The organism is Streptomyces sp. NPDC051913 (assembly GCF_044593635.1).
Classification (GTDB): Bacteria; Actinomycetota; Actinomycetes; order Streptomycetales; family Streptomycetaceae; genus Streptomyces.
The window spans coordinates 153,401-171,641 of sequence record NZ_JBIUCI010000005.1; the positions used below are offsets into that span (position 1 = coordinate 153,401).

The 18,241-nt window shown below is 70.5% G+C and carries 14 protein-coding genes; 9 read left to right on the forward strand and 5 right to left on the reverse strand.

The window, feature by feature from the left end; all coding sequences use genetic code 11:
* Positions 1–40: 40 nt before the first annotated feature.
* The 3 genes from ACIHIX_RS16720 to ACIHIX_RS16730 all read left to right on the forward strand — a co-directional run bounded on the left by ACIHIX_RS16720 (position 41) and on the right by ACIHIX_RS16730 (position 2,082).
* Complete coding sequence (locus tag ACIHIX_RS16720) at positions 41–1,201, forward strand: alkaline phosphatase PhoX (RefSeq protein ID WP_399955960.1); 1,161 nt, start codon at positions 41–43, stop codon at positions 1,199–1,201.
* A 212-nt stretch (positions 1,202–1,413) separates the two neighbouring features.
* Positions 1,414–1,485 (forward strand): excalibur calcium-binding domain-containing protein, encoded by a 72-nt coding sequence (locus ACIHIX_RS16725; RefSeq protein WP_399957278.1) that lies wholly within the window; start codon positions 1,414–1,416, stop codon positions 1,483–1,485.
* A 174-nt stretch (positions 1,486–1,659) separates the two neighbouring features.
* Positions 1,660–2,082 (forward strand): LAETG motif-containing sortase-dependent surface protein, encoded by a 423-nt coding sequence (locus ACIHIX_RS16730; protein WP_399955963.1) that lies wholly within the window; start codon positions 1,660–1,662, stop codon positions 2,080–2,082.
* A gap of 128 nt (positions 2,083–2,210) precedes the next feature.
* On the opposite strand, the gene ppdK is transcribed toward ACIHIX_RS16730, so the two are convergent.
* Both ppdK and ACIHIX_RS16740 read right to left on the reverse strand, forming a co-directional pair.
* Positions 2,211–4,982: a pyruvate, phosphate dikinase gene (ppdK, locus tag ACIHIX_RS16735; protein ID WP_399955966.1), complete on the reverse strand. Its 2,772-nt coding sequence runs from the start codon at positions 4,980–4,982 to the stop codon at positions 2,211–2,213.
* Positions 4,983–5,313: 331 nt separating this feature from the next.
* Complete coding sequence (locus tag ACIHIX_RS16740) at positions 5,314–6,510, reverse strand: ROK family protein (RefSeq protein ID WP_399955968.1); 1,197 nt, start codon at positions 6,508–6,510, stop codon at positions 5,314–5,316.
* Positions 6,511–6,630: 120 nt separating this feature from the next.
* On the opposite strand from ACIHIX_RS16740, the gene ACIHIX_RS16745 reads away from it, so the two are divergent.
* The 3 genes from ACIHIX_RS16745 (at position 6,631) to ACIHIX_RS16755 (ending at position 11,811) form a co-directional block, all read left to right on the forward strand.
* Positions 6,631–8,028, forward strand: coding sequence for an MGH1-like glycoside hydrolase domain-containing protein (locus ACIHIX_RS16745; protein WP_399955973.1), 1,398 nt, complete (start codon positions 6,631–6,633; stop codon positions 8,026–8,028).
* Positions 8,025–9,962, forward strand: coding sequence for a glycogen debranching N-terminal domain-containing protein (locus ACIHIX_RS16750; protein ID WP_399955976.1), 1,938 nt, complete (start codon positions 8,025–8,027; stop codon positions 9,960–9,962). Before ACIHIX_RS16745 ends, ACIHIX_RS16750 begins: the two co-directional genes overlap by 4 nt.
* A 154-nt stretch (positions 9,963–10,116) precedes the next feature.
* Entirely contained in the window at positions 10,117–11,811 is a 1,695-nt protein-coding gene (locus ACIHIX_RS16755) for a CDP-alcohol phosphatidyltransferase (protein ID WP_399955979.1), read from the forward strand.
* Between the two features lie 376 nt (positions 11,812–12,187).
* Here ACIHIX_RS16755 and dusB read toward each other — a convergent pair whose 3' ends face one another.
* Positions 12,188–13,330, reverse strand: a complete 1,143-nt coding sequence (gene dusB, locus ACIHIX_RS16760; RefSeq protein WP_399955982.1) for a tRNA dihydrouridine synthase DusB — start codon at positions 13,328–13,330, stop codon at positions 12,188–12,190.
* 128 nt (positions 13,331–13,458) lie between these two features.
* Here dusB and ACIHIX_RS16765 point away from each other — a divergent pair, with 128 nt between their 5' ends.
* Positions 13,459–14,904 carry an MFS transporter gene (locus ACIHIX_RS16765; RefSeq protein ID WP_399955985.1) on the forward strand — a complete coding sequence of 482 codons (1,446 nt, stop codon included), beginning with the start codon at positions 13,459–13,461 and terminating at the stop codon, positions 14,902–14,904.
* Between the two features lie 37 nt (positions 14,905–14,941).
* Here ACIHIX_RS16765 and ACIHIX_RS16770 read toward each other — a convergent pair whose 3' ends face one another.
* Positions 14,942–15,802, reverse strand: a complete 861-nt coding sequence (locus tag ACIHIX_RS16770) for a helix-turn-helix transcriptional regulator (RefSeq protein ID WP_399955988.1) — start codon at positions 15,800–15,802, stop codon at positions 14,942–14,944.
* 101 nt (positions 15,803–15,903) lie between these two features.
* Between ACIHIX_RS16770 and ACIHIX_RS16775 the strand changes: the two genes are divergently transcribed.
* Entirely contained in the window at positions 15,904–17,334 is a 1,431-nt protein-coding gene (locus ACIHIX_RS16775) for an MFS transporter (RefSeq protein WP_399955990.1), read from the forward strand.
* Positions 17,335–17,426: 92 nt separating this feature from the next.
* On the forward strand, positions 17,427–17,633 hold the full coding sequence (locus tag ACIHIX_RS16780; RefSeq protein WP_399957281.1) for a hypothetical protein: 207 nt from the start codon (positions 17,427–17,429) through the stop codon (positions 17,631–17,633).
* A 5-nt stretch (positions 17,634–17,638) separates the two neighbouring features.
* On the opposite strand, the gene ACIHIX_RS16785 is transcribed toward ACIHIX_RS16780, so the two are convergent.
* A complete protein-coding gene (locus ACIHIX_RS16785; protein WP_399955993.1) occupies positions 17,639–18,226 on the reverse strand; it encodes a TetR family transcriptional regulator in 588 nt (195 codons plus the stop codon).
* Positions 18,227–18,241 lie beyond the last annotated feature (15 nt).

The window sequence follows — 18,241 nt, forward strand, 5'->3', positions numbered from 1 at the left end:
ACCGGTGGCGGGGCTGTCACGACACCCCTATGGAGTGAGCGTGGAACGTCGTACCTTCCTCCGTGCGACCGTCGTCGGCGGGGCCTCCGCCGCTTTCGGCGGCTCCCTGTGGCACGGTGCCGCATACGCCGCCCCCGCCCAGCCGGGCACGGGCCCGTACGGGGCGTTGGGTTCGCCGGACAGCAACGGCATCCGGCTGCCGAGCGGCTTCACCAGCCGGGTCGTCGCCCGTTCGGGGCAGACGGTGAGCGGGACGTCGTACAGCTGGCACAGCGCCCCGGACGGCGGCGCCTGCTACGCCGACGGCAGCGGCTGGATCTACGTCTCCAACTCGGAGATCAACCCGAGCGGTGGCGCGAGCGCGGTGAGGTTCTCGTCGTCCGGGGCGATCACGGGCGCGTACCGCATCCTGTCGGGCACCCGGCAGAACTGCGCGGGCGGAAAGACGCCCTGGAACACCTGGCTGTCCTGCGAGGAGGTGGATCGCGGCTACGTCTACGAGACGGACCCGTGGGGTGTGAAGGCGGCGGTGCAGCGGCCGGCGCTGGGCCGTTTCAAGCACGAGGCGGCGGCCGCCGACCCGGTGCGCAAGGTGATCTATCTGACCGAGGACGAGACGAACGGCCGCTTCTACCGCTTCGTGCCGACCACTTGGGGCGACCTGTCGGCCGGCACGCTCCAGGTACTGGTGGCCGGCACGGCCACGTCCGGTTCCTACACCTGGACGACGATCCCCGACCCCGACGGCTCCCCCACGACCACCCGCACCCAGGTCTCGGGCTCCAAGTCCTTCAACGGCGGCGAGGGGTGCCACTACGCCGACGACAAGGTGTGGTTCACGACCAAGGGCGACAACCGGGTCTGGCAGCTCAACCTGACCTCCGGCACCTACGAGCTGGCCTACGACGACTCCCTGGTCACCTCCGGCACGGCCCCGCTCACCGGCGTCGACAACGTCACCGGCTCCTCCTCCGGCGACCTCTACGTCGCCGAGGACGGCGGCAACATGGAGATCTGCCTGATCACCCCGGACGACGTGGTCGCCCCGTTCCTGCGCATCGACGGCCAGTCGTCCTCGGAAATCACCGGCCCGGCCTTCTCCCCCGACGGAACCCGCCTGTACTTCTCCAGCCAGCGGGGGACGACGGGCAGTTCCTCGGGCGGGATCACCTACGAAGTAGCGGGCCCGTTCAGGCAGTAGCCACATCAACCCGTACACCGCACCGTCCGCTTCCGGCCCCGCACCCAAGTGGGCCCGGAAGCGGTACGTACTGCCCGCCCTCGCACTCGCTCTCATCATCGGCGCCGGCATAGGCGCAGGCCGAGGCGGACACCGATTCCGGCTCCGGTTCCGACTCCGGCAGCGTCTACTACGCCAACTGCAGCGAAGCCCGGGCCGCCCGCTCCGCCCCCATCCACCGTGGCGATCCCGGCTACGCCTCTCACCTGGACAGGGACAACGACGGCGTCGGCTGTGACAGTTGACCGGACGTCAGGTTCGCGGAGAGCTACCGCCCGGTCACGTCACGTTCGTGTCACAGGTCCTTCATACCGCCTCCACAAGTGAGGTCCCTCAATAGGTTCGTCACCTCATATCTGACCGGTCGTCACTTCTTGATCACGCGTCCGGAGATCCGCACCACCCCGGAGGGACCCGCAGTGAAGCTGCTCCGTAAGCCCGGCGCCATCGTCGTCGCCGGGCTGGCCCTGGCCGTACTCCCGGCGGCCGCCTCGGCCCACGACGGCGACCACCCGTTCGACAACTGCACCGAGGCCTACGCCGCCGGATACGCGAACATCGAAAAGGGCGACGAGCATTACGGCACCCATCTGGACCGCGACGGCGACGGCGTCGGCTGTGACCGGCCGCCCGCGGGCTTCATGCCGGCCGACGACAAGGCGGCCGGGACGGACGCGGAGGAGAAGACCGACGGGAAGCAGGACGCCTCCGACGACCTGGCCGAGACCGGCGGCGACGACACCACCCCCTATCTCGCGGCCGGGAGCGTGGTCGCCCTCCTCGCCGGCAGCGGAGTCCTCCTGCTGACCCGCAGGCGCCGGGCCCCGGCGGGACGCTCGTAGGAGAGGCCGAAGGGGCGGGACCCCCGCACAGGGTCCCGCCCCTTCTTGGTGATCCGGAGTCGCCGCCCATCGGTGTTGAGGGTCGGGGACGGACGACGACTCCGGCGTCTTGGTGGATCAGCCGTGGATCAGCGGTGGTCGCTGCCCGCCGATTCCGAGGCCGCTCGGCCCGCTTCCAGGCGGGCGACCGGGATGCGGAACGGGGAGCAGGAGACGTAGTCCAGGCCTACCTCGTGGAAGAAGTGGACCGACTCCGGGTCGCCGCCGTGCTCGCCGCAGACGCCGAGCTTGAGGTCGGGGCGGGTCTTGCGGCCCGCCTCGGCGGCCAGCTTCACCAGGGAGCCGACGCCGTCCTTGTCGATCGTCTCGAACGGCGACACCCCGAAGATGCCCTTCTCCAGGTAGGCCGTGAAGAACGAGGCCTCCACGTCGTCCCGGCTGAAGCCCCACACCGTCTGGGTGAGGTCGTTCGTGCCGAAGGAGAAGAACTCCGCCGCCTCGGCGATCTGACCGGCCGTGAGCGCGGCCCGCGGAAGCTCGATCATCGTGCCGATCGCCAGCTTGAGCCTGGTGCCCGTCGCCGCCTCGACCTCCGCGATGACCTGGTCGGCCTCCTCGCGGACGATCTCCAGCTCCTGGACCGTGCCGACGAGCGGGATCATGATCTCGGCGCGCGGGTCGGCCTTGCCGTTCTTGCGCTCGGCGGCGGCCTCGGCGATGGCACGGACCTGCATGGTGAACAGACCGGGGATGACCAGACCGAGGCGTACACCGCGCAGGCCCAGCATCGGGTTCTGCTCGTGCAGCCGGTGGACGGCCTGGAGCAGCCGCAGCTCGTTCTCGTGCGGCTCCTGACGGGACTCCGCCAGCGCCACCCGGACCGACAGCTCGGTGATGTCCGGCAGGAACTCGTGCAGCGGCGGGTCGAGGAGGCGGATCGTCACCGGAAGGCCGTCCATCGCCGAGAACAGCTCGACGAAGTCCTGCTTCTGGAGCGGGAGCAGTTCCTTCAGGGACTCCTCGCGCTCGGCCTCGGTGTCGGCCAGGATCAGCCGCTCGACCAGCTCACGCCGGTCGCCGAGGAACATGTGCTCGGTACGGCACAGACCGATGCCCTGAGCGCCGAAGCGACGGGCGCGCAGCGCGTCCTCGGCGTTGTCCGCGTTGGCCCGCACCCGCAGCCGGCGCTTGCGGTCGGCGAACGCCATGATCCGGTGCACGGCCTCGACCAGCTCGTCGGCGTCCTGGGCACCGGCGTGCATCCGGCCCTCGAAGTACTCCACGACCGGGGACGGGACGACCGGGACCTCACCGAGGTACACCTTGCCGCTGGACCCGTCGATGGAGATGAGGTCGCCCTCCTCCACCACATGACCGCCCGGGACGGTCATCCGGCGCCGCTTGGTGTCGACCTCCAGCTCCTCGGCGCCGCAGACACAGGTCTTGCCCATGCCGCGCGCGACGACGGCCGCGTGGGAGGTCTTGCCGCCGCGCGAGGTCAGGATGCCCTCGGCCGCGATCATGCCGTCGAGGTCGTCGGGGTTGGTCTCGCGGCGGACGAGGATGACCTTCTCGCCGGAGCGCGACCACTTCACGGCGGTGTACGAGTCGAAGACCGCCTTGCCGACCGCGGCCCCCGGCGAGGCCGCGATGCCCCGGCCGATCTGCTCGACCTTCGCCTCCTCGTCGAACTTGGGGAACATCAGCTGGGCGAGCTGGGCGCCGGTGACGCGCTGGAGCGCCTCGGCCTCGTCGATGAGCCCCTGGTCCACCAGCTGGGTGGCGATGCGGAAGGCAGCACCGGCCGTCCGCTTGCCGACGCGGGTCTGGAGCATCCACAGCTGACCGCGCTCGATGGTGAACTCGATGTCGCAGAGGTCCTTGTAGTGGTTCTCCAGCGTCTCCATGATCTGCATCAGCTGGTCGTACGACTTCTTGTCGATCTGCTCCAGCTCCGCGAGCGGCACGGTGTTGCGGATGCCGGCGACGACGTCCTCGCCCTGGGCGTTCTGGAGGTAGTCGCCGTAGACGCCCTGGTGGCCGCTGGCCGGGTCGCGGGTGAAGGCGACGCCGGTGCCGGAGTCGGGGCCGAGGTTGCCGAAGACCATGGAACAGACGTTGACGGCCGTGCCCAGGTCGCCGGGGATGCGCTCCTGGCGGCGGTAGAGCTTGGCGCGGTCGGTGTTCCAGGAGTCGAAGACCGCGTGGATGGCGAGGTCCATCTGCTCGCGCGGGTCCTGGGGGAAGTCCCGGCCGGCCTCGGTCTTGACGATCTTCTTGAACTTGGTGACGAGCTTCTTGAGATCGGCCGCCTCCAGGTCGGTGTCGACCACGACCTTCTTGAGGGCCTTGGCCGCGTCGAGGGCCTCCTCGAAGAGCTCGCCGTCGACGCCGAGGACGGTCTTGCCGAACATCTGGATGAGGCGGCGGTACGAGTCCCAGGCGAACCGCTCGTCGCCCGCCTGCTCGGCGAGGCCCTTCACCGACTTGTCGGAGAGGCCGATGTTCAGGACCGTGTCCATCATGCCGGGCATGGAGAACTTGGCGCCGGAGCGGACCGAGACGAGGAGCGGGTCGTCGGCCTGGCCGAGCTTCTTGCCCATCCGCGTCTCGAGGGCGTCGAGGTGGGCGCTCACCTCGTCACGCAGTGCCACCGGCTCCGCGCCGCTCTCCAGGTAGACCTTGCAGGCTTCGGTCGTGATGGTGAAGCCGGGGGGAACGGGAAGCCCCAGGTTGGTCATCTCGGCGAGGTTGGCGCCCTTGCCGCCCAGGAGGTCCTTGAGGTCCTTGTTTCCCTCGGTGAAGTCGTAAACGAACTTCGCTGCGTGGGTCTCTACGTTTTCCGACACGGTTCTCGACTCCCTCGAGGACGCGGTGGCTGCCCTGACGGCGAGGAACATACCCAGATCAAAGGCTTCTGGGTACGTCTACTCCTGCGTCATGAGCCCTTAACCACCCGTCCGCCAGCGGATCGAAAGTCAAAGCTTGGCAAGCATTCGCGACTTGATGTGTTCACTTCCTGAACGCAACCCCCTCCACCCTCGCCCCTATTCGCTCATCTGAGCACGATTCCATACGTCTGAGTTCGATCGATGAACGATCAAGGGGTGGCACTGGGTGCCACCCCTTGGAGAAGTGCAGTCGCTCAAGATCCGCTCATCTGAGCGTAACCCTTATCAGAGGTGGCGAGAATCACGCCGTCACAGAGGGCCGGGTACCACCATCCGGACGTCACACACCGAGCGCCAGCAAGCGTTCCTCCACCCGCCCGGGCGCGTACAGATGCTCCACCACCAGGGCACCCGCCCCCACCAGCCCGGCCCGCTCCCCGAGCCGTGAGGTGACGACGTCCAGATGAGCGGTGGAGCGCGGCAGCGCCCGCTGGTACAGCAGCTCCCGCACCCCGGTGAGGAAGGGAGTTCCGGCCAGATCCCCGGCGATCATCAGCACCCCGGGGTTCAGCAGCGTCACGACGGTCGCCAGCACGTCCCCCACCTGCCGCCCGGCCTCCCGGGCGAACGCGGCGGCCCCCGGATGCCCGGCGGTGAGCAGATCCCGTACATCCGATCCGGAGGCGGCGGGCACGCCGCTCTCCGCCAGCCGCCGCGCCACCGCCCCACCACTGGCGACGGCGGCGAGACAGCCGTACGAACCGCACCGGCACAGCGCGTCGGCGCCGACCCGGATGTGCCCGATGTCCCCGGCGCCCCCGTCGATGCCCCGGTAGATCGACCCGTCGACCACGACCCCCGCGCCGATACCGGTGGACACCTTGACCAGCACGAAGGCCGAGCACTGCGGATACCCCGTGCGCTGCTCGCCGTACGCCATGAGGTTGGCGTCGTTGTCGACGAGGACCGGCACCCGCCCGGCGCCCGTGTGCTCGTCGAAGGCTCTGGCAAGCCGTTCTCTTATGTCGTAGCCGTCCCAGCCCGGCATGATCGGCGGCTGGACGACCCGGCCGGTCTCGCTGTCGACCGGCCCCGGCACGGCGAGTCCGATGCCGCACACCTCGTCGGCCCGGTGCCCCGCCTTCTCCAGCAACTCGGCGAACCAGTGGCCCAGCTCGCCCAGCACCACGTCGGGGCCGTCCTCGATGACGAGGGTGCCGCTGTGCTCGGCGAGGAGGTCGCCGGTCAGGGAGAGGACGGCGGCGCGGGCGTGCCGGGTGTCGAGGTCGGCGGCGAGGACCACGGCATGGGAGTCGTCGAACTCCAGGGTGATGGAGGGCCGTCCGCCGAGCGGCGAGTCCACCGGACCCCCCGCCCCCTCCCTCAGCCAGCCGGCCCGGAACAGCCGGTCCAGACGCTGGCCGACGGTGGCCCGGGACAGTCCGGTCACCTGTTGCAGGGCACCACGAGTCGTCGCTCGTCCGCTTCGCACCAGTTCGAGCAGTTCGCCGGCGCTCGCTTGAGCACGACCACTCATGCGCACCCCCTTGTGTTTCTCAAGCTTGCATTACATATTGAGTTTTGCGTGTTAAATAGACGTAACTCTACGGTGGCCACGACCGAACCGGTCGGGCCGAACGTCTTCGGGGAGCCCCGAGTGGATCGCACCGCCCAGCTGACCTCGTACGGCCTGACCCGTCCCTTCGTATACGAAGCGGACGTCACCACCCATTCTCTGCACGTCAGGGCGGCGCGAGTACTGGAGGCCAACTGGACGGGCACCTCCACGGTCCCCTCCCGCAGCCTGTACCCGCACCAGTGGTCCTGGGACTCGGCGTTCATCGCCATCGGACTGCGGCACATCTCGCCGTTACGGGCCCAGACGGAACTGGAGACGCTGCTCGACGCCCAATGGGGTGACGGCCGCGTCCCGCACATCGTCTTCAACCCCTCGGTCCCCCTCGACGCGTACTTCCCGAGCCCCGACTTCTGGCGCTCCTCGACCGCGGGGCGCGCTGCGGGCGCCCCGCGCACCGTACAGACGTCCGGCATCGTGCAGCCACCGGTGCACGCGCTGGCCGCCTGGCTGGTGCACCGCTCCGACCCGGGCCTGTCCCGGGCACGCGGCTTCCTCACCCGGGTCTACCCCCGCCTGGCGGCCTGGCACCGCTATCTCCTGCACCGCCGCGACCTGGGCGGCGCCGGCCTCGCGTCCGTGGTCCACCCCTGGGAGCAGGGCATGGACAACAGCCCTTGCTGGGACGCCCCGTTGAGCCGGGTGACGCCCGCCCCGGCCCGCTCCTTCCGCCGCGCCGACCTGGCCCACGGCGCCCCGGAGGACCGCCCGACGGACCTGGACTACGGCCGTTACGTCCGCCTGGCGACGGACTACCGGGACAACCAGTACGCGGACGGATCAAGCGAGTTCGCGGTCGAGGACCCGTCCTTCAACGCCCTCCTCATCGCCTCCGAGCACGCACTGGCCCGGATCGCCCAGGAGTTGGGAGCACCGGGCACGGCCCGCCACGCCCGAGCCGAACGCCTGACCACGGCATTGATCGACCGCCTGTGGAACCCGGCGGAGGGCATGTTCTTCTCCCGGGACGTACGCACCGAGACCCTGATCCCCGAGCGCAGCGTCTCCGGCCTCCTCCCCCTCCTCCTCCCCACACTCCCCCGCCCGGTCGTCACGGCCCTGGTCCGCACCACCGCCTCCAAACACTTCGGACTGGGCGGCACCACCCGTCTCGCCCCCAGCTACGACCTGCTCGGCGAGGCCTTCGACCGGCACCGCTACTGGCGCGGCCCGGCCTGGTTCAACACCAACTGGCTGCTGGAGCGGGGCCTGCGCACCCATGGCGAACGGGGCCGGGCCGCCGCCCTGCGCAGAGCGGTTCTGCACCTGGCCGACACCTCCGACTTCGCGGAGTACGTCGACCCGTACACCGGCGAGGCCTGCGGGGCGACCGGCTTCGGCTGGACGGCCGCGCTCTCGCTCGACCTGCTCCACAGCGCCACCACACTCACGGGAACCAAGGGAGGGGACCGGGAATGACGGACCGGCATCATCTGCTCGTACGCGGCGGGACGTTCGCGGCCGTGGGCGACAGCGGGGACATCACCGGAGTCCGGGGCGGCAACAGCCCCGACGGCTTGTTCGTACGCGACGCCCGCCACCTGAGCCGCTGGCAGCTCACCGTGGACGGCGCCGTACCCGAAGCACTGACCCCCGTCGCGGACGGTGACACGGCCCGCTGTGTCCTGGTCCCCCGAGGGGGCCGCAACGAGCCGCCCGCGTACACGATCTTCCGTGAACAAGCGGTGGGCGACGGCTCCTTCGTCGAATCCGTCCGCCTGACCAGCAACCGCCCGGTCCCCACCACCCTTCGCCTCGCGATCACGGCGGACGCCGACTTCACCGACCAGTTCGAACTCCGCTCCGACCACCGCACCTACACCAAGCCGGGCGCCACCCGCTCCCGCGAAGTCCTGGACACCGGAGTGGAGTTCACCTACCAGCGAGGCGAATGGCGCTCCTGTACGACGGTGACGGCGGAACCCGCCCCCGACGCGGTGGAGGAGACCGGCACCGGAGCCCGCCGCCTGACCTGGACCCTGGACCTGGCCCCGCACGGCACGGCCGAGCTGACCCTCCGGGTCATGGCCCGCCCGCACGGCGACAAGCGCGCCCTCCGCGTCCCGCAGTCCCCCAGTTCTCTCAACGCCGAACTCCTCGCCCTGGAAGGCGAGTTCGTGGAAGGCGTGGCCTTCCCGACCGGCTGGCCCGAACTGGCCGCCGCGTGCGCCCGCGGCCTCGCCGACCTGGCCTCGCTCCAGGTCCCGGCGACGGGCCCGGACGGCGAGACCCTGCGCGTCCCGGCGGCGGGCGCTCCCTGGTTCCTGACCCTGCTGGGCCGGGACGCCCTGCTCACCTCCCTCTTCGCCCTCCCCTACCGCCCCCAGCTGGCGGCAGCCACCCTCCCCGCCCTGGCCGCGGCCCAGGCGACGGAGACCGGCACGGACCCGGTGACCCAGCCGGGCAAGATCGTGCACGAGGTACGGCACGGCGAGCTGGCGCACTTCGGCCAGGTCCCCTACGGCCGTTACTACGGCTCGGTGGACGCGACCCCGCTCTTCCTCGTCCTCCTGGGCGCCTACGTCGAACAGACCGGAGACCTGGCCCTCGCCCACCGCCTCCAGCCCCACGCCCGCGCGGCGATCGGCTGGATGCTGGACCACGGCGGCCTGACCTCCCGGGGCTACCTCGTCTACCGCGCCGACCAGGGCGGCCTCGCCAACCAGAACTGGAAGGACTCCCCCGGCTCGATCTGCTCCTCGGACGGCACGCGGGCCTCCGGCGCGGTGATGGCGGCGGGCGCGCAGGGCTACGCCTACGACGCGCTGCGGCGCACGGCGTGGCTGGCGCGGACGGTCTGGAGCGACGAGACCTACGCCGCCCTCCTCGAACAGGCCGCCGCCGACCTCCGCGACCGCTTCCAACAGGACTTCTGGATGCGGGACCGCTCCTTCCCCGCCCTCGCCCTGGACGGCCAGGGCCGCCAACTCGACGCGCTCGCCTCGGACGCCGGCCACCTCCTGTGGTCGGGGCTGCTGGACAAGGAGTACGGCGAGGTGGTGGGCCGGCGTCTGCTGGAGCCGGACTTCTTCTCAGGATGGGGCGTCCGCACCCTCGCGGCCGGGCAGCCGGCGTATCACCCGCTGTCGTACCACCGGGGTTCGGTGTGGCCGCACGACAACGCGCTCATCACCCTGGGCCTGGCGCGCTACGGGCTCCACGACGAGGCGCGTTCGGTCGCCCACGGCCTGGTGGACGCGGCGACGGCCGCCGGGCATCGACTCCCGGAGGTCATCGCCGGGTACGGCAGGGACACGCACCGGGAGCCGGTGCCTTATCCGCACGCGTGTGTGCGGGAGGCCAGGTCCGCGGCGGCGCCTCTTGCCTTGTTGACGGCGGTCGGAGGCGCCTAGAGGTGCGTTGAAGAACCGTTTGCTTGGTGTTTGCCCGGAACCACTGAACACCCACCCACGGGACCCCGTACCCCGAGGTGGCGGGTCCGAGACCCCATGTCGGACCCGCCACCACCTCACCACGCCACCGGGTCCCGCACGGAAGGTCCTTCGGGTGTCCGTCTCCACCAGCACGCCCCCGCCGACCGAGGACGCCGTCCTCGACGCCCCCGCACCACAGCGCCCCCCGATCCTCCGCTGGACGGTCACCGCCCTCGCCGCCCTGCTCGTCCTCGCCGCGCTCCTGCTCCCCAACACCCTGCCCGCCCTCAAGCCCAACCGGTTCACCCGCCTCCCGGTCGAGGCGATCATCGGAGCGGCGGTGGCGCTGTGGCTGCCGAGGCGCCCCAGGATCATCGTGGCGGCGGTCTCCGGCGTCGGCCTGGGGGTCCTGACGGTCCTGAACCTGCTGGACATGGGCTTCCGGGACTATCTGGGCCGGGGCTTCAACATGATCCTCGACTGGGAACTGCTGGACGACGCGCAGTCGTACCTGAAGGACTCGATGGGCGGCACGGTGACGGTGTTCGCCACCATCGGCGCCGTCCTCCTCGTACTGCTCCTGCTGTCACTCACCGCACTCTCGATGATCCGGCTGAGCAACGTGCTGGTGGCGAACCGGGCGACGGCCACCCGGGGCACCCTGATCGCGGCGATGGCGTGGATCACCTGTTACGCGCTGGGGCTCCAGCTCGCCGGCATGCCGATCGCCGCGGACCGGGCCGCGGCGGCGCTGAAGATCCAGGCGACGCGGGTGACGGACACGATCCGCGACGAGGCGGCCTTCGCCCGCGAGGCCAAGTCGGACACCTTCGGAGCGACCCCCGGCAGCGAGCTCCTCCCCGACCTCCGGGGCAAGGACGTGATCTTCACCTTCATCGAGAGCTACGGCCGCAGCGCGATCGAGGACCCGGTCATGGCACCGGGCGTGGACCAGACCCTCACCTCCAGCACGGCGGCCCTCAAGAAGGCGGGCTACAGCGCCCGCAGCGGCTGGCTGACGTCGGCGACGTACGGCGGCAGCAGCTGGCTGGGCCACTCCACCACCATGTCCGGCCTGTGGATCGACAACCAGCAGCGCTACCGCACGGTCATGGCCAGCGACCACCTCAGCCTCACCAAGGCCTTCCAGAAGACCGGCGCCTGGGACACGGTGGGCGTCATGCCGGGCATCCAGAAGGGCTGGCCCGAACAGCGCTACTACGGCCTGGACAAGGTCTACAACGCCTTCCAACTCGGCTACGAAGGACCCAAGTTCAGCTGGTCGACGATGCCCGACCAGTACGCCCTGGAGGCCTTCCAGCGCCAGGTCCACGGCAAGAAGCGGGACAAGCCCCTGATGTCGGAGATCATCCTGACCTCCAGCCACCAGCCCTGGGCCCCCATCCCCAAGATGGTCGACTGGAACGACCTGGGCGACGGCAAGGTCTTCAACCCCATCCACCAGGCCGGCAAAAACCCCTCGGACATCATCACCGACCCCACCAAGTCCCGCGAGGAATACGGCAAGTCCATCCAGTACTCGGTCACGGCCCTCACCCAGTGGCTGGAACGCTACGGCACCGACAACACCGTCCTCGTCTTCCTCGGCGACCACCAGCCCATCGCCCGCGTCAGCGGCGACCACGCCAGCCGCGACGTCCCGATCTCCATAGTCGCCAAGGACCCCAAGGTCCTGGACAAGATCAGCGACTGGAACTGGACAGCGGGCCTGAAGCCCTCCCACAACGCCCCGGTCTGGAAGATGAGCTCCTTCCGAGACCGCTTCCTGAAGGCCTACGGCTCAACCCCACACCCCTCAACAGACTGACCGCACCCCCGCCACCCGCCTGCGGGTCCGCCGTGGCTGGTCGCGCAGTTCCCCGCGCCCCTGGGCAAGCCACCCGCACCGGCATACAAAGCCAAGGGGACACCCGCGCCCCCGTCCCCCCGCCTGCGGGCGCGTCGTGGCTGGTCACGCAGTTCCCCGCGCCCCTGAGCGGCACGAACCGCACCGGCCTATGAGGCGCGCCCCCGCGGCGCGGCAGCCGCGTTCGGACGTGAGGGGACGTGTCGGGGGGTGTCCGCCCGCAGCGGTTGGCGCGTCAGCACGGGTGCCCCTTATCGAGGACCGATTCCGCGCCGTTCCGAGGACGGACACCCCCCGGCGCGGCCCCGACCCCCACCGCACCCGACGCGCCCGACGGTCAGCCGCCGGACGTGTCCAGCTCGGCGTCCTCGCTCACGCCTGCGCAGTCGTACGGGTCCTTCAGCCAACCGTCCGGCAGCACAACCCGGTTGTTCCCCGACGTCCGCCCGCGAGGCCCGTCCGCCCCCGTCGGCCACGCCTGGTCCAGGTCCAACTCGTCCAGCCCCGCCCGCAGTTCCTCCAGCGACGACGTGATCGCCAGCCGCTTGCGCATCTCGCTGCCGACGGCAAAGCCCTTCAGATACCAGGCGACATGCTTACGGAAGTCGACAACACCCTTGGACTCACTGCCGATCCACTCGCCGAGCAGCGTGGCATGGCGGACCATGACGCCCGCGACCTCCCGCAACGACGGACGCGCGATGTCCTCGGCCCGCCCCTCGAACGCAGCCACCAGATCCGCGAACAGCCACGGCCGCCCCAGGCAGCCCCGGCCCACGACCACACCGTCGCACCCGGTCTCGCGCACCATCCGCAGCGCGTCCTGCGCCGACCAGATGTCCCCGTTGCCCAGCACGGGAATCTCCGGCACATGCTCCTTGAGCCGCGCGATGGCATCCCAGTCGGCGGTCCCGCCATAGTGCTGCGCCGCCGTACGCCCATGCAGCGCGATCGCCGTCACGCCCTCCTCGACCGCGATCCGCCCGGCGTCGAGGTACGTGATGTGGTCGTCGTCGATGCCCTTGCGCATCTTCATGGTCACCGGCAGATCACCGGCCCCCGTCACCGCCTCCCGCAGGATCGCCCGCAGCAGCGGCCGCTTGAACGGCAGCGCGGACCCGCCACCCTTCCGCGTCACCTTCGGCACCGGGCACCCGAAGTTCAGGTCGATGTGATCGGCGAGACCCTCCTCCGCGATCATGCGGACGGCCTTGCCGACGGTCGCGGGATCGACGCCGTACAGCTGGATCGACCGAGGCTTCTCACTCTCGTCGAAGTGGATCAGCTGCATGGTCTTCTCGTTGCGCTCGACCAGCGCCCGCGTGGTGATCATCTCGCTGACGAACAGCCCCTTACCTCCGCTGAACTCCCGGCACAGGGTCCGGAAGGGCGCGTTGGTGATCCCGGCCATGGGGGCCAGAACGACGGGCGGCTGAACGGTGTGCGGCCCGATCTCAAGGGGCGCGGGGGTCGTGGACATTCCCCCATTGTCGCGTACGCCAAAGAGTGCCCCCGCTCGAATGCCGCTCGAATCCCCCTCGAATCCCACTCGATCATGTACCGACCATTAGTTAGACGCACTATCGAAATCGGCGTACGCTGGACCCCATGCCCCACCTCAGCCATCGCCGACGCCTCCTCGTCCTCGCGATCTGCTGTATGAGCCTGCTGATCGTGAGCCTGGACAACACGGTCCTCAACGTCGCCCTGCCGTCCATGCAGCACGACCTCGACGCCACCACGTCCGGCCTCCAGTGGACGATCGACGCGTACACCCTCGTCCTCGCCTCACTGCTGATGCTGGCCGGCTCGACAGCCGACCGCATCGGCCGCAAGCGCGTCTTCATGGCGGGCCTGGTCGTCTTCACGATCGGCTCGGTGCTCTGCTCCCTCGCCCCGAACCTGGACGCGCTCATCGCCTTCCGCATGGTGCAGGCGGTCGGCGGCTCGATGCTCAACCCGGTCGCGATGTCGATCATCACGAACACCTTCACGGACCCGCGGGAACGCGCTCGCGCGATCGGGGTGTGGGGCGCGGTGGTCGGGATATCCATGGCCGCCGGCCCGATCGTGGGCGGCCTCCTCGTCGACTCCGTCGGCTGGCGCTCGATCTTCTGGATCAACCTCCCCGTCGGCCTCGCCGCCCTCCTCCTCACCCTCCGCTACGTCCCCGAGTCCCGCGCCCCCAAGGGCAAGCGCCCCGACCCGCTCGGCCAGATCCTGGTGATCGTGCTGTTCGGCGCGCTGACGTACGCGATCATCGAGGCCCCGAACGCCGCCTTCACCTCGACGCTGCCGTACGCCGTACTCGCGCTGACCGCACTGCTCGGCATCCTCTGGTACGAGCCCCGGCGCGAGGAGCCCCTGATCGATCTGCGGTTCTTCCGGTCGGTGCCGTTCAGCGGGGCGACGGTCATCGCGATCAGCGCGTTCGCGGCGCTGGGCGGCTTCCTGTTCCTGTCGACGCTGTATCTGCAGAACGTCCGGGGTCTGGACGCCCTGCACGCCGGATTGTGGATGCTGCCGATGGCGGTGCCGACGTTCCTGTGCGCCCCGCTGTCGGGTCGGCTGGTCGGCAGCCGGGGGCCGCGCATCCCCCTGCTGATCGCCGGGTTCGCGATGACGGCGAGCGGCGTGATGTTCGCGGCGTTCGACGCGGAGACCTCGAACGTCACGCTCTTCGCCGGGTACGTCCTGTTCGGCATCGGCTTCGGCTTCGTGAACGCCCCCATCACCAACACCGCGGTGTCCGGGATGCCGAGGGCGCAGGCGGGGGTGGCGGCGGCGGTCGCCTCGACCAGCAGGCAGCTGGGGCAGACGCTCGGCGTCGCGGTGATCGGCGCGGTGCTGGCGGCGGGCGTGGGCTCGTCGTCGTACGCCGAGGGCTTTGTGTCGGCCGCGGGCCCCGGCTGGTGGATCCTCGCCGGGTGCGGTTTCGCGGTGCTGGTGCTGGGCGCCCTGAGCAGCGGGGTGCGGGCCCGGCGCAGTGCCGAACGGGTCGCCGAGCGACTGTCGACGACCGAGGTGCGGGAAGCGGCGAAGGTGTCCGCCTAGAAACCGGAGCCCCTCAGCTCACCGCGCCCGGCCCACCTCAGCCGACCCGCGACAGAGCCATCTCCTGCAACCGCTCCAAGCGCTCCTTCGACTCCTCGTCCGCCGGTGCGTAGGTCACCAGCCGCGGCCCCGCCTCCGGCCCCAGCCACATGTCGGTGTGCTCCACGGTGATGCGGCCGACGTACCGGTTGTGGAACTCCTTGCGCTTGGTGCGGTGGGCGACGACCTCGTGGCGTTCCCAGATCTCACGGAACTCCGGGGACTCCGTGCGCAGTCGCTTGAGCAGCATCTTCCAGGCGGGCTCGGCGAGATGGCCGGCCATGGTCGCGCGGAAGCGGGCGGCCATGAGGCGCTGGGTCTCCTCCAGGTGGACGATCGAGGCGCGCCACGGCTCGTGGGTGAAGGACAGGACCATGCAGTTGCGGTCCTCGGGCGGCAGGGCGTCGAGGTCGCAGAGGAGCAGGCCGTAGGTGCGGTTGTAGGCGAGGATGTCGTACCGGCTGTTCTGGACGCAGGCGGGGAGCGGCTCCAACTGTTCGAGGACCTGGCGCACGGCCGGGGTGACCGTCCGGCAGGTGGTCGCCGGGGTGGGGTCCACCGCGCCCGCCAGCTGGAAGAGGTGGGCGCGCTCGCTGGGGTCGAGGAGCAGGGTGCGGGCCAGCGCGTCCAGGACCTGGACGGAGACCTGGATGTCGCGTGCCTGTTCCAGCCACGTGTACCAGGTGACGCCGACCGCCGAGAGGTGCGCGATCTCCTCGCGGCGCAGACCCGGGGTGCGGCGCCGGCGGCCGCGGGGCAGGCCGACCTGCTCCGGGGTGATGTGCTCACGGCGGTGGCGCAGAAACGCGGCCAGCTCGTGCCGCCGGATGTCCGTGGCACCCTGGGTCATGGTCGTCATACCTCCAGCGTGCCGTCACCCGGACCCTGTTTCCAGGTACTCGTTGTACCAGGATAAAGACACTCTGGTACCCGTCTGAGCGGAGGCGGACGCTGGAGCACGTGACCACCGAAACCATCACCTCACGTCACGTCCGCACCGCCGAGGAATCACCCCGGCTCGGCGGCCTCGGCCTGTTCACCGTGCTGCTCGCCGCGGCCCTCCCCCTGATCGACTTCTTCATCGTCAACGTCGCCCTGCCGAGCATCGGCGCGGACCTGTCCGCGAGCGAGTCCGTGCTCGAACTCGTCGTGGCGGGCTATGGCCTGTCCTACGCCGTGCTGCTCGTCCTCGGCGGCCGGCTCGGCGACCTCTTCGGCCGGCGCCGCCTCTTCCTCGGGGGTATGGCGGCCTTCGGCCTGACGTCGCTGGCGTGCGGGCTCGCGCCGACCGCGTGGACGCTGGTCGCGGCCCGGGTCGCGCAGGGCGCGGCGTCGGCGGCGATGCTGCCGCAGGTGCTCGCGACGATCCAGTCGACGACCACCGGCTCCCGGCGCGCCAAGGCGATGAGCCTGTACGGCGCGACGGCCGGCCTGTCCATGGTGGCGGGCCAGATCCTCGGCGGGGTGCTCGTCTCCGCGGATCTGTGGGGCACCGGCTGGCGTTCGGCGTTCCTGGTGAACGTGCCGGTCGTCGTGGTCGGCCTGGTCCTGGCGGCCCGCGCCGTCCCGGAGACCCGGGCACGGCGTCCGGAGCCGGTGGACGGTCCCGGTACGGTCCTGCTGGCGGCGTCGCTGCTGGCGTTGCTGGCCCCGCTGACCGAGGGCCGCGCGGCGGGCTGGCCGCTGTGGACGTGGCTGTCGCTGGCCGCGTTCCCGGTGCTGGCGGCGGCGTTCTACACGGTGGAGCGCCGGGCGGACCGGGCGGGCCGTACGCCGCTGGTCCCGCCGAGCCTGTTCGCACTGGTGTCGCTGCGCCGGGGCCTGGTGCTGATCCTGCCGTTCTCGATCGGGTTCAGCGGCTTCATGTTCGTCATCGCGGTCGCCCTCCAGAAGGGCGCGGGCCTCGGCCCGGTGCAGGCGGGGCTCGCGCTGTTCCCGCTGGCGGTGACGTTCCTGGTCACGTCGATCGCCGGGCCGCGGCTGATCAACCGGTTCGGCACGCGGGTGGTGACCGCGGGCGCCCTGGTCCAGGGCGTCGGGCTGACCCTGATGGCGCTGGCCGCGTGGCGCGACTGGCCGGACCTCGGCCTCGTCACGCTGCTGCCGGGCGGGGCGGTCGCCGGGGTGGGCCAGGCTCTCCAGCTGCCGGTGATCTTCCGGATCGTGCTGTCCGAGGTGCCGCCCGCGCGGGCCGGCGTGGGCAGCGGGGTGATGGTCACCACCCAGCAGTCGGCGCTGGCGCTCGGTGTGGCCACCCTGGGCACCCTGTTCCTCTCCCTGACGCCCGCTCTGGGCATGCGGGACGCCCTGATCGTCACCCTCCTCGTCCAGCTGGCGACCGTGGCGCTGACGGGCCTGCTGAGCCTGCGCCTGCCGCGGACCGTCGGGTGAGGACTGTTCACGCTTCAGCGAACTCACCGTGAAGAAACCCCTGTTGATGTTGTTCTTGCTGCACACTGCCTGACCGGAGGCGAGGTGTCATGGTGCAGCAGATCAACACGAGCAAGGTGAGTCGATGGGACCAGCACGGGCGGGAGCATGTCGTCCATGTGCTGCGCAAGGGCCCGCAGCGCACGATCAGATGCGACACCTGCGGCTGGAAGCAGGCCGCGCAGTTCCTGCCCTGGCTGAAGGCGGAGGAGCATCTGACGGAGGCCCACCAGGCGACGGTGAACCCGAAGAACGACTGACCGGGTCAGGCCCGCAGCCCTCGCACCAGCAGATCCACGACCCCGTCGAACTCGGCCTGGATGTCCAGCCGTTGCCAGGCCGCGGCGTAACCGGGGTCGTGGAAGCGGCCGGTGGCGTGGAAGACGGCGCGGGCGGTGGCCTCGGGGTCGGCGGCGGCGAAGACACCGGCGTCGACCCCGTCCTGGACGATACGGGCCAACTGGCCGGTGAGGTCGTCGAGATGGGCGGTGACCGCCTCGCCGTTCTCCACGGCCAGGACCTGGTAGGTGGCGAACAGCTCGGGGTCGTCGCCCGCCTTGCGCCGCTTGGCCGCGAACAGCGCGGCGAGCCAGTCGCGCAGCCGGGTCTCCGGGTCGGCCTCCTCCGTGACGACGCCGGACAGGGCGGCCGTCGTACGGTCCAGCCAGCGCTTGGTCACCGCCTCCCGCAGCGCCGCCTTCGTCCGGAAGTGGCGGTAGAGGCTGCCGTGGCTGACGCCGAGCGCCCGCGCCACGTCGACCACGGTGGCCTTCGCGGGGCCGTGGCGGCGCAGCACCTCCTCGGTGGCTTCGAGGATGCGCTCGGCGGTCAGGGATTCGCTGGTCGGGGCCATGGAGAAGACCGTACC

What these genes read in the sequence shown, in the direction of transcription:
- ppdK (WP_399955966.1), bottom strand. Translation starts at nt 4,982, where the DNA reads ATGTTCCTCGCCGTCAGGGCAGCCACCGCGTCCTCGAGGGAGTCGAGA.
- ACIHIX_RS16740 (WP_399955968.1), bottom strand. Translation starts at nt 6,510, where the DNA reads ATGAGTGGTCGTGCTCAAGCGAGCGCCGGCGAACTGCTCGAACTGGTG.
- ACIHIX_RS16750 (WP_399955976.1), top strand. Translation starts at nt 8,025, where the DNA reads ATGACGGACCGGCATCATCTGCTCGTACGCGGCGGGACGTTCGCGGCC.
- dusB (WP_399955982.1), bottom strand. Translation starts at nt 13,330, where the DNA reads ATGTCCACGACCCCCGCGCCCCTTGAGATCGGGCCGCACACCGTTCAG.
- ACIHIX_RS16765 (WP_399955985.1), top strand. Translation starts at nt 13,459, where the DNA reads ATGCCCCACCTCAGCCATCGCCGACGCCTCCTCGTCCTCGCGATCTGC.
- ACIHIX_RS16770 (WP_399955988.1), bottom strand. Translation starts at nt 15,802, where the DNA reads ATGACGACCATGACCCAGGGTGCCACGGACATCCGGCGGCACGAGCTG.
- ACIHIX_RS16785 (WP_399955993.1), bottom strand. Translation starts at nt 18,226, where the DNA reads ATGGCCCCGACCAGCGAATCCCTGACCGCCGAGCGCATCCTCGAAGCC.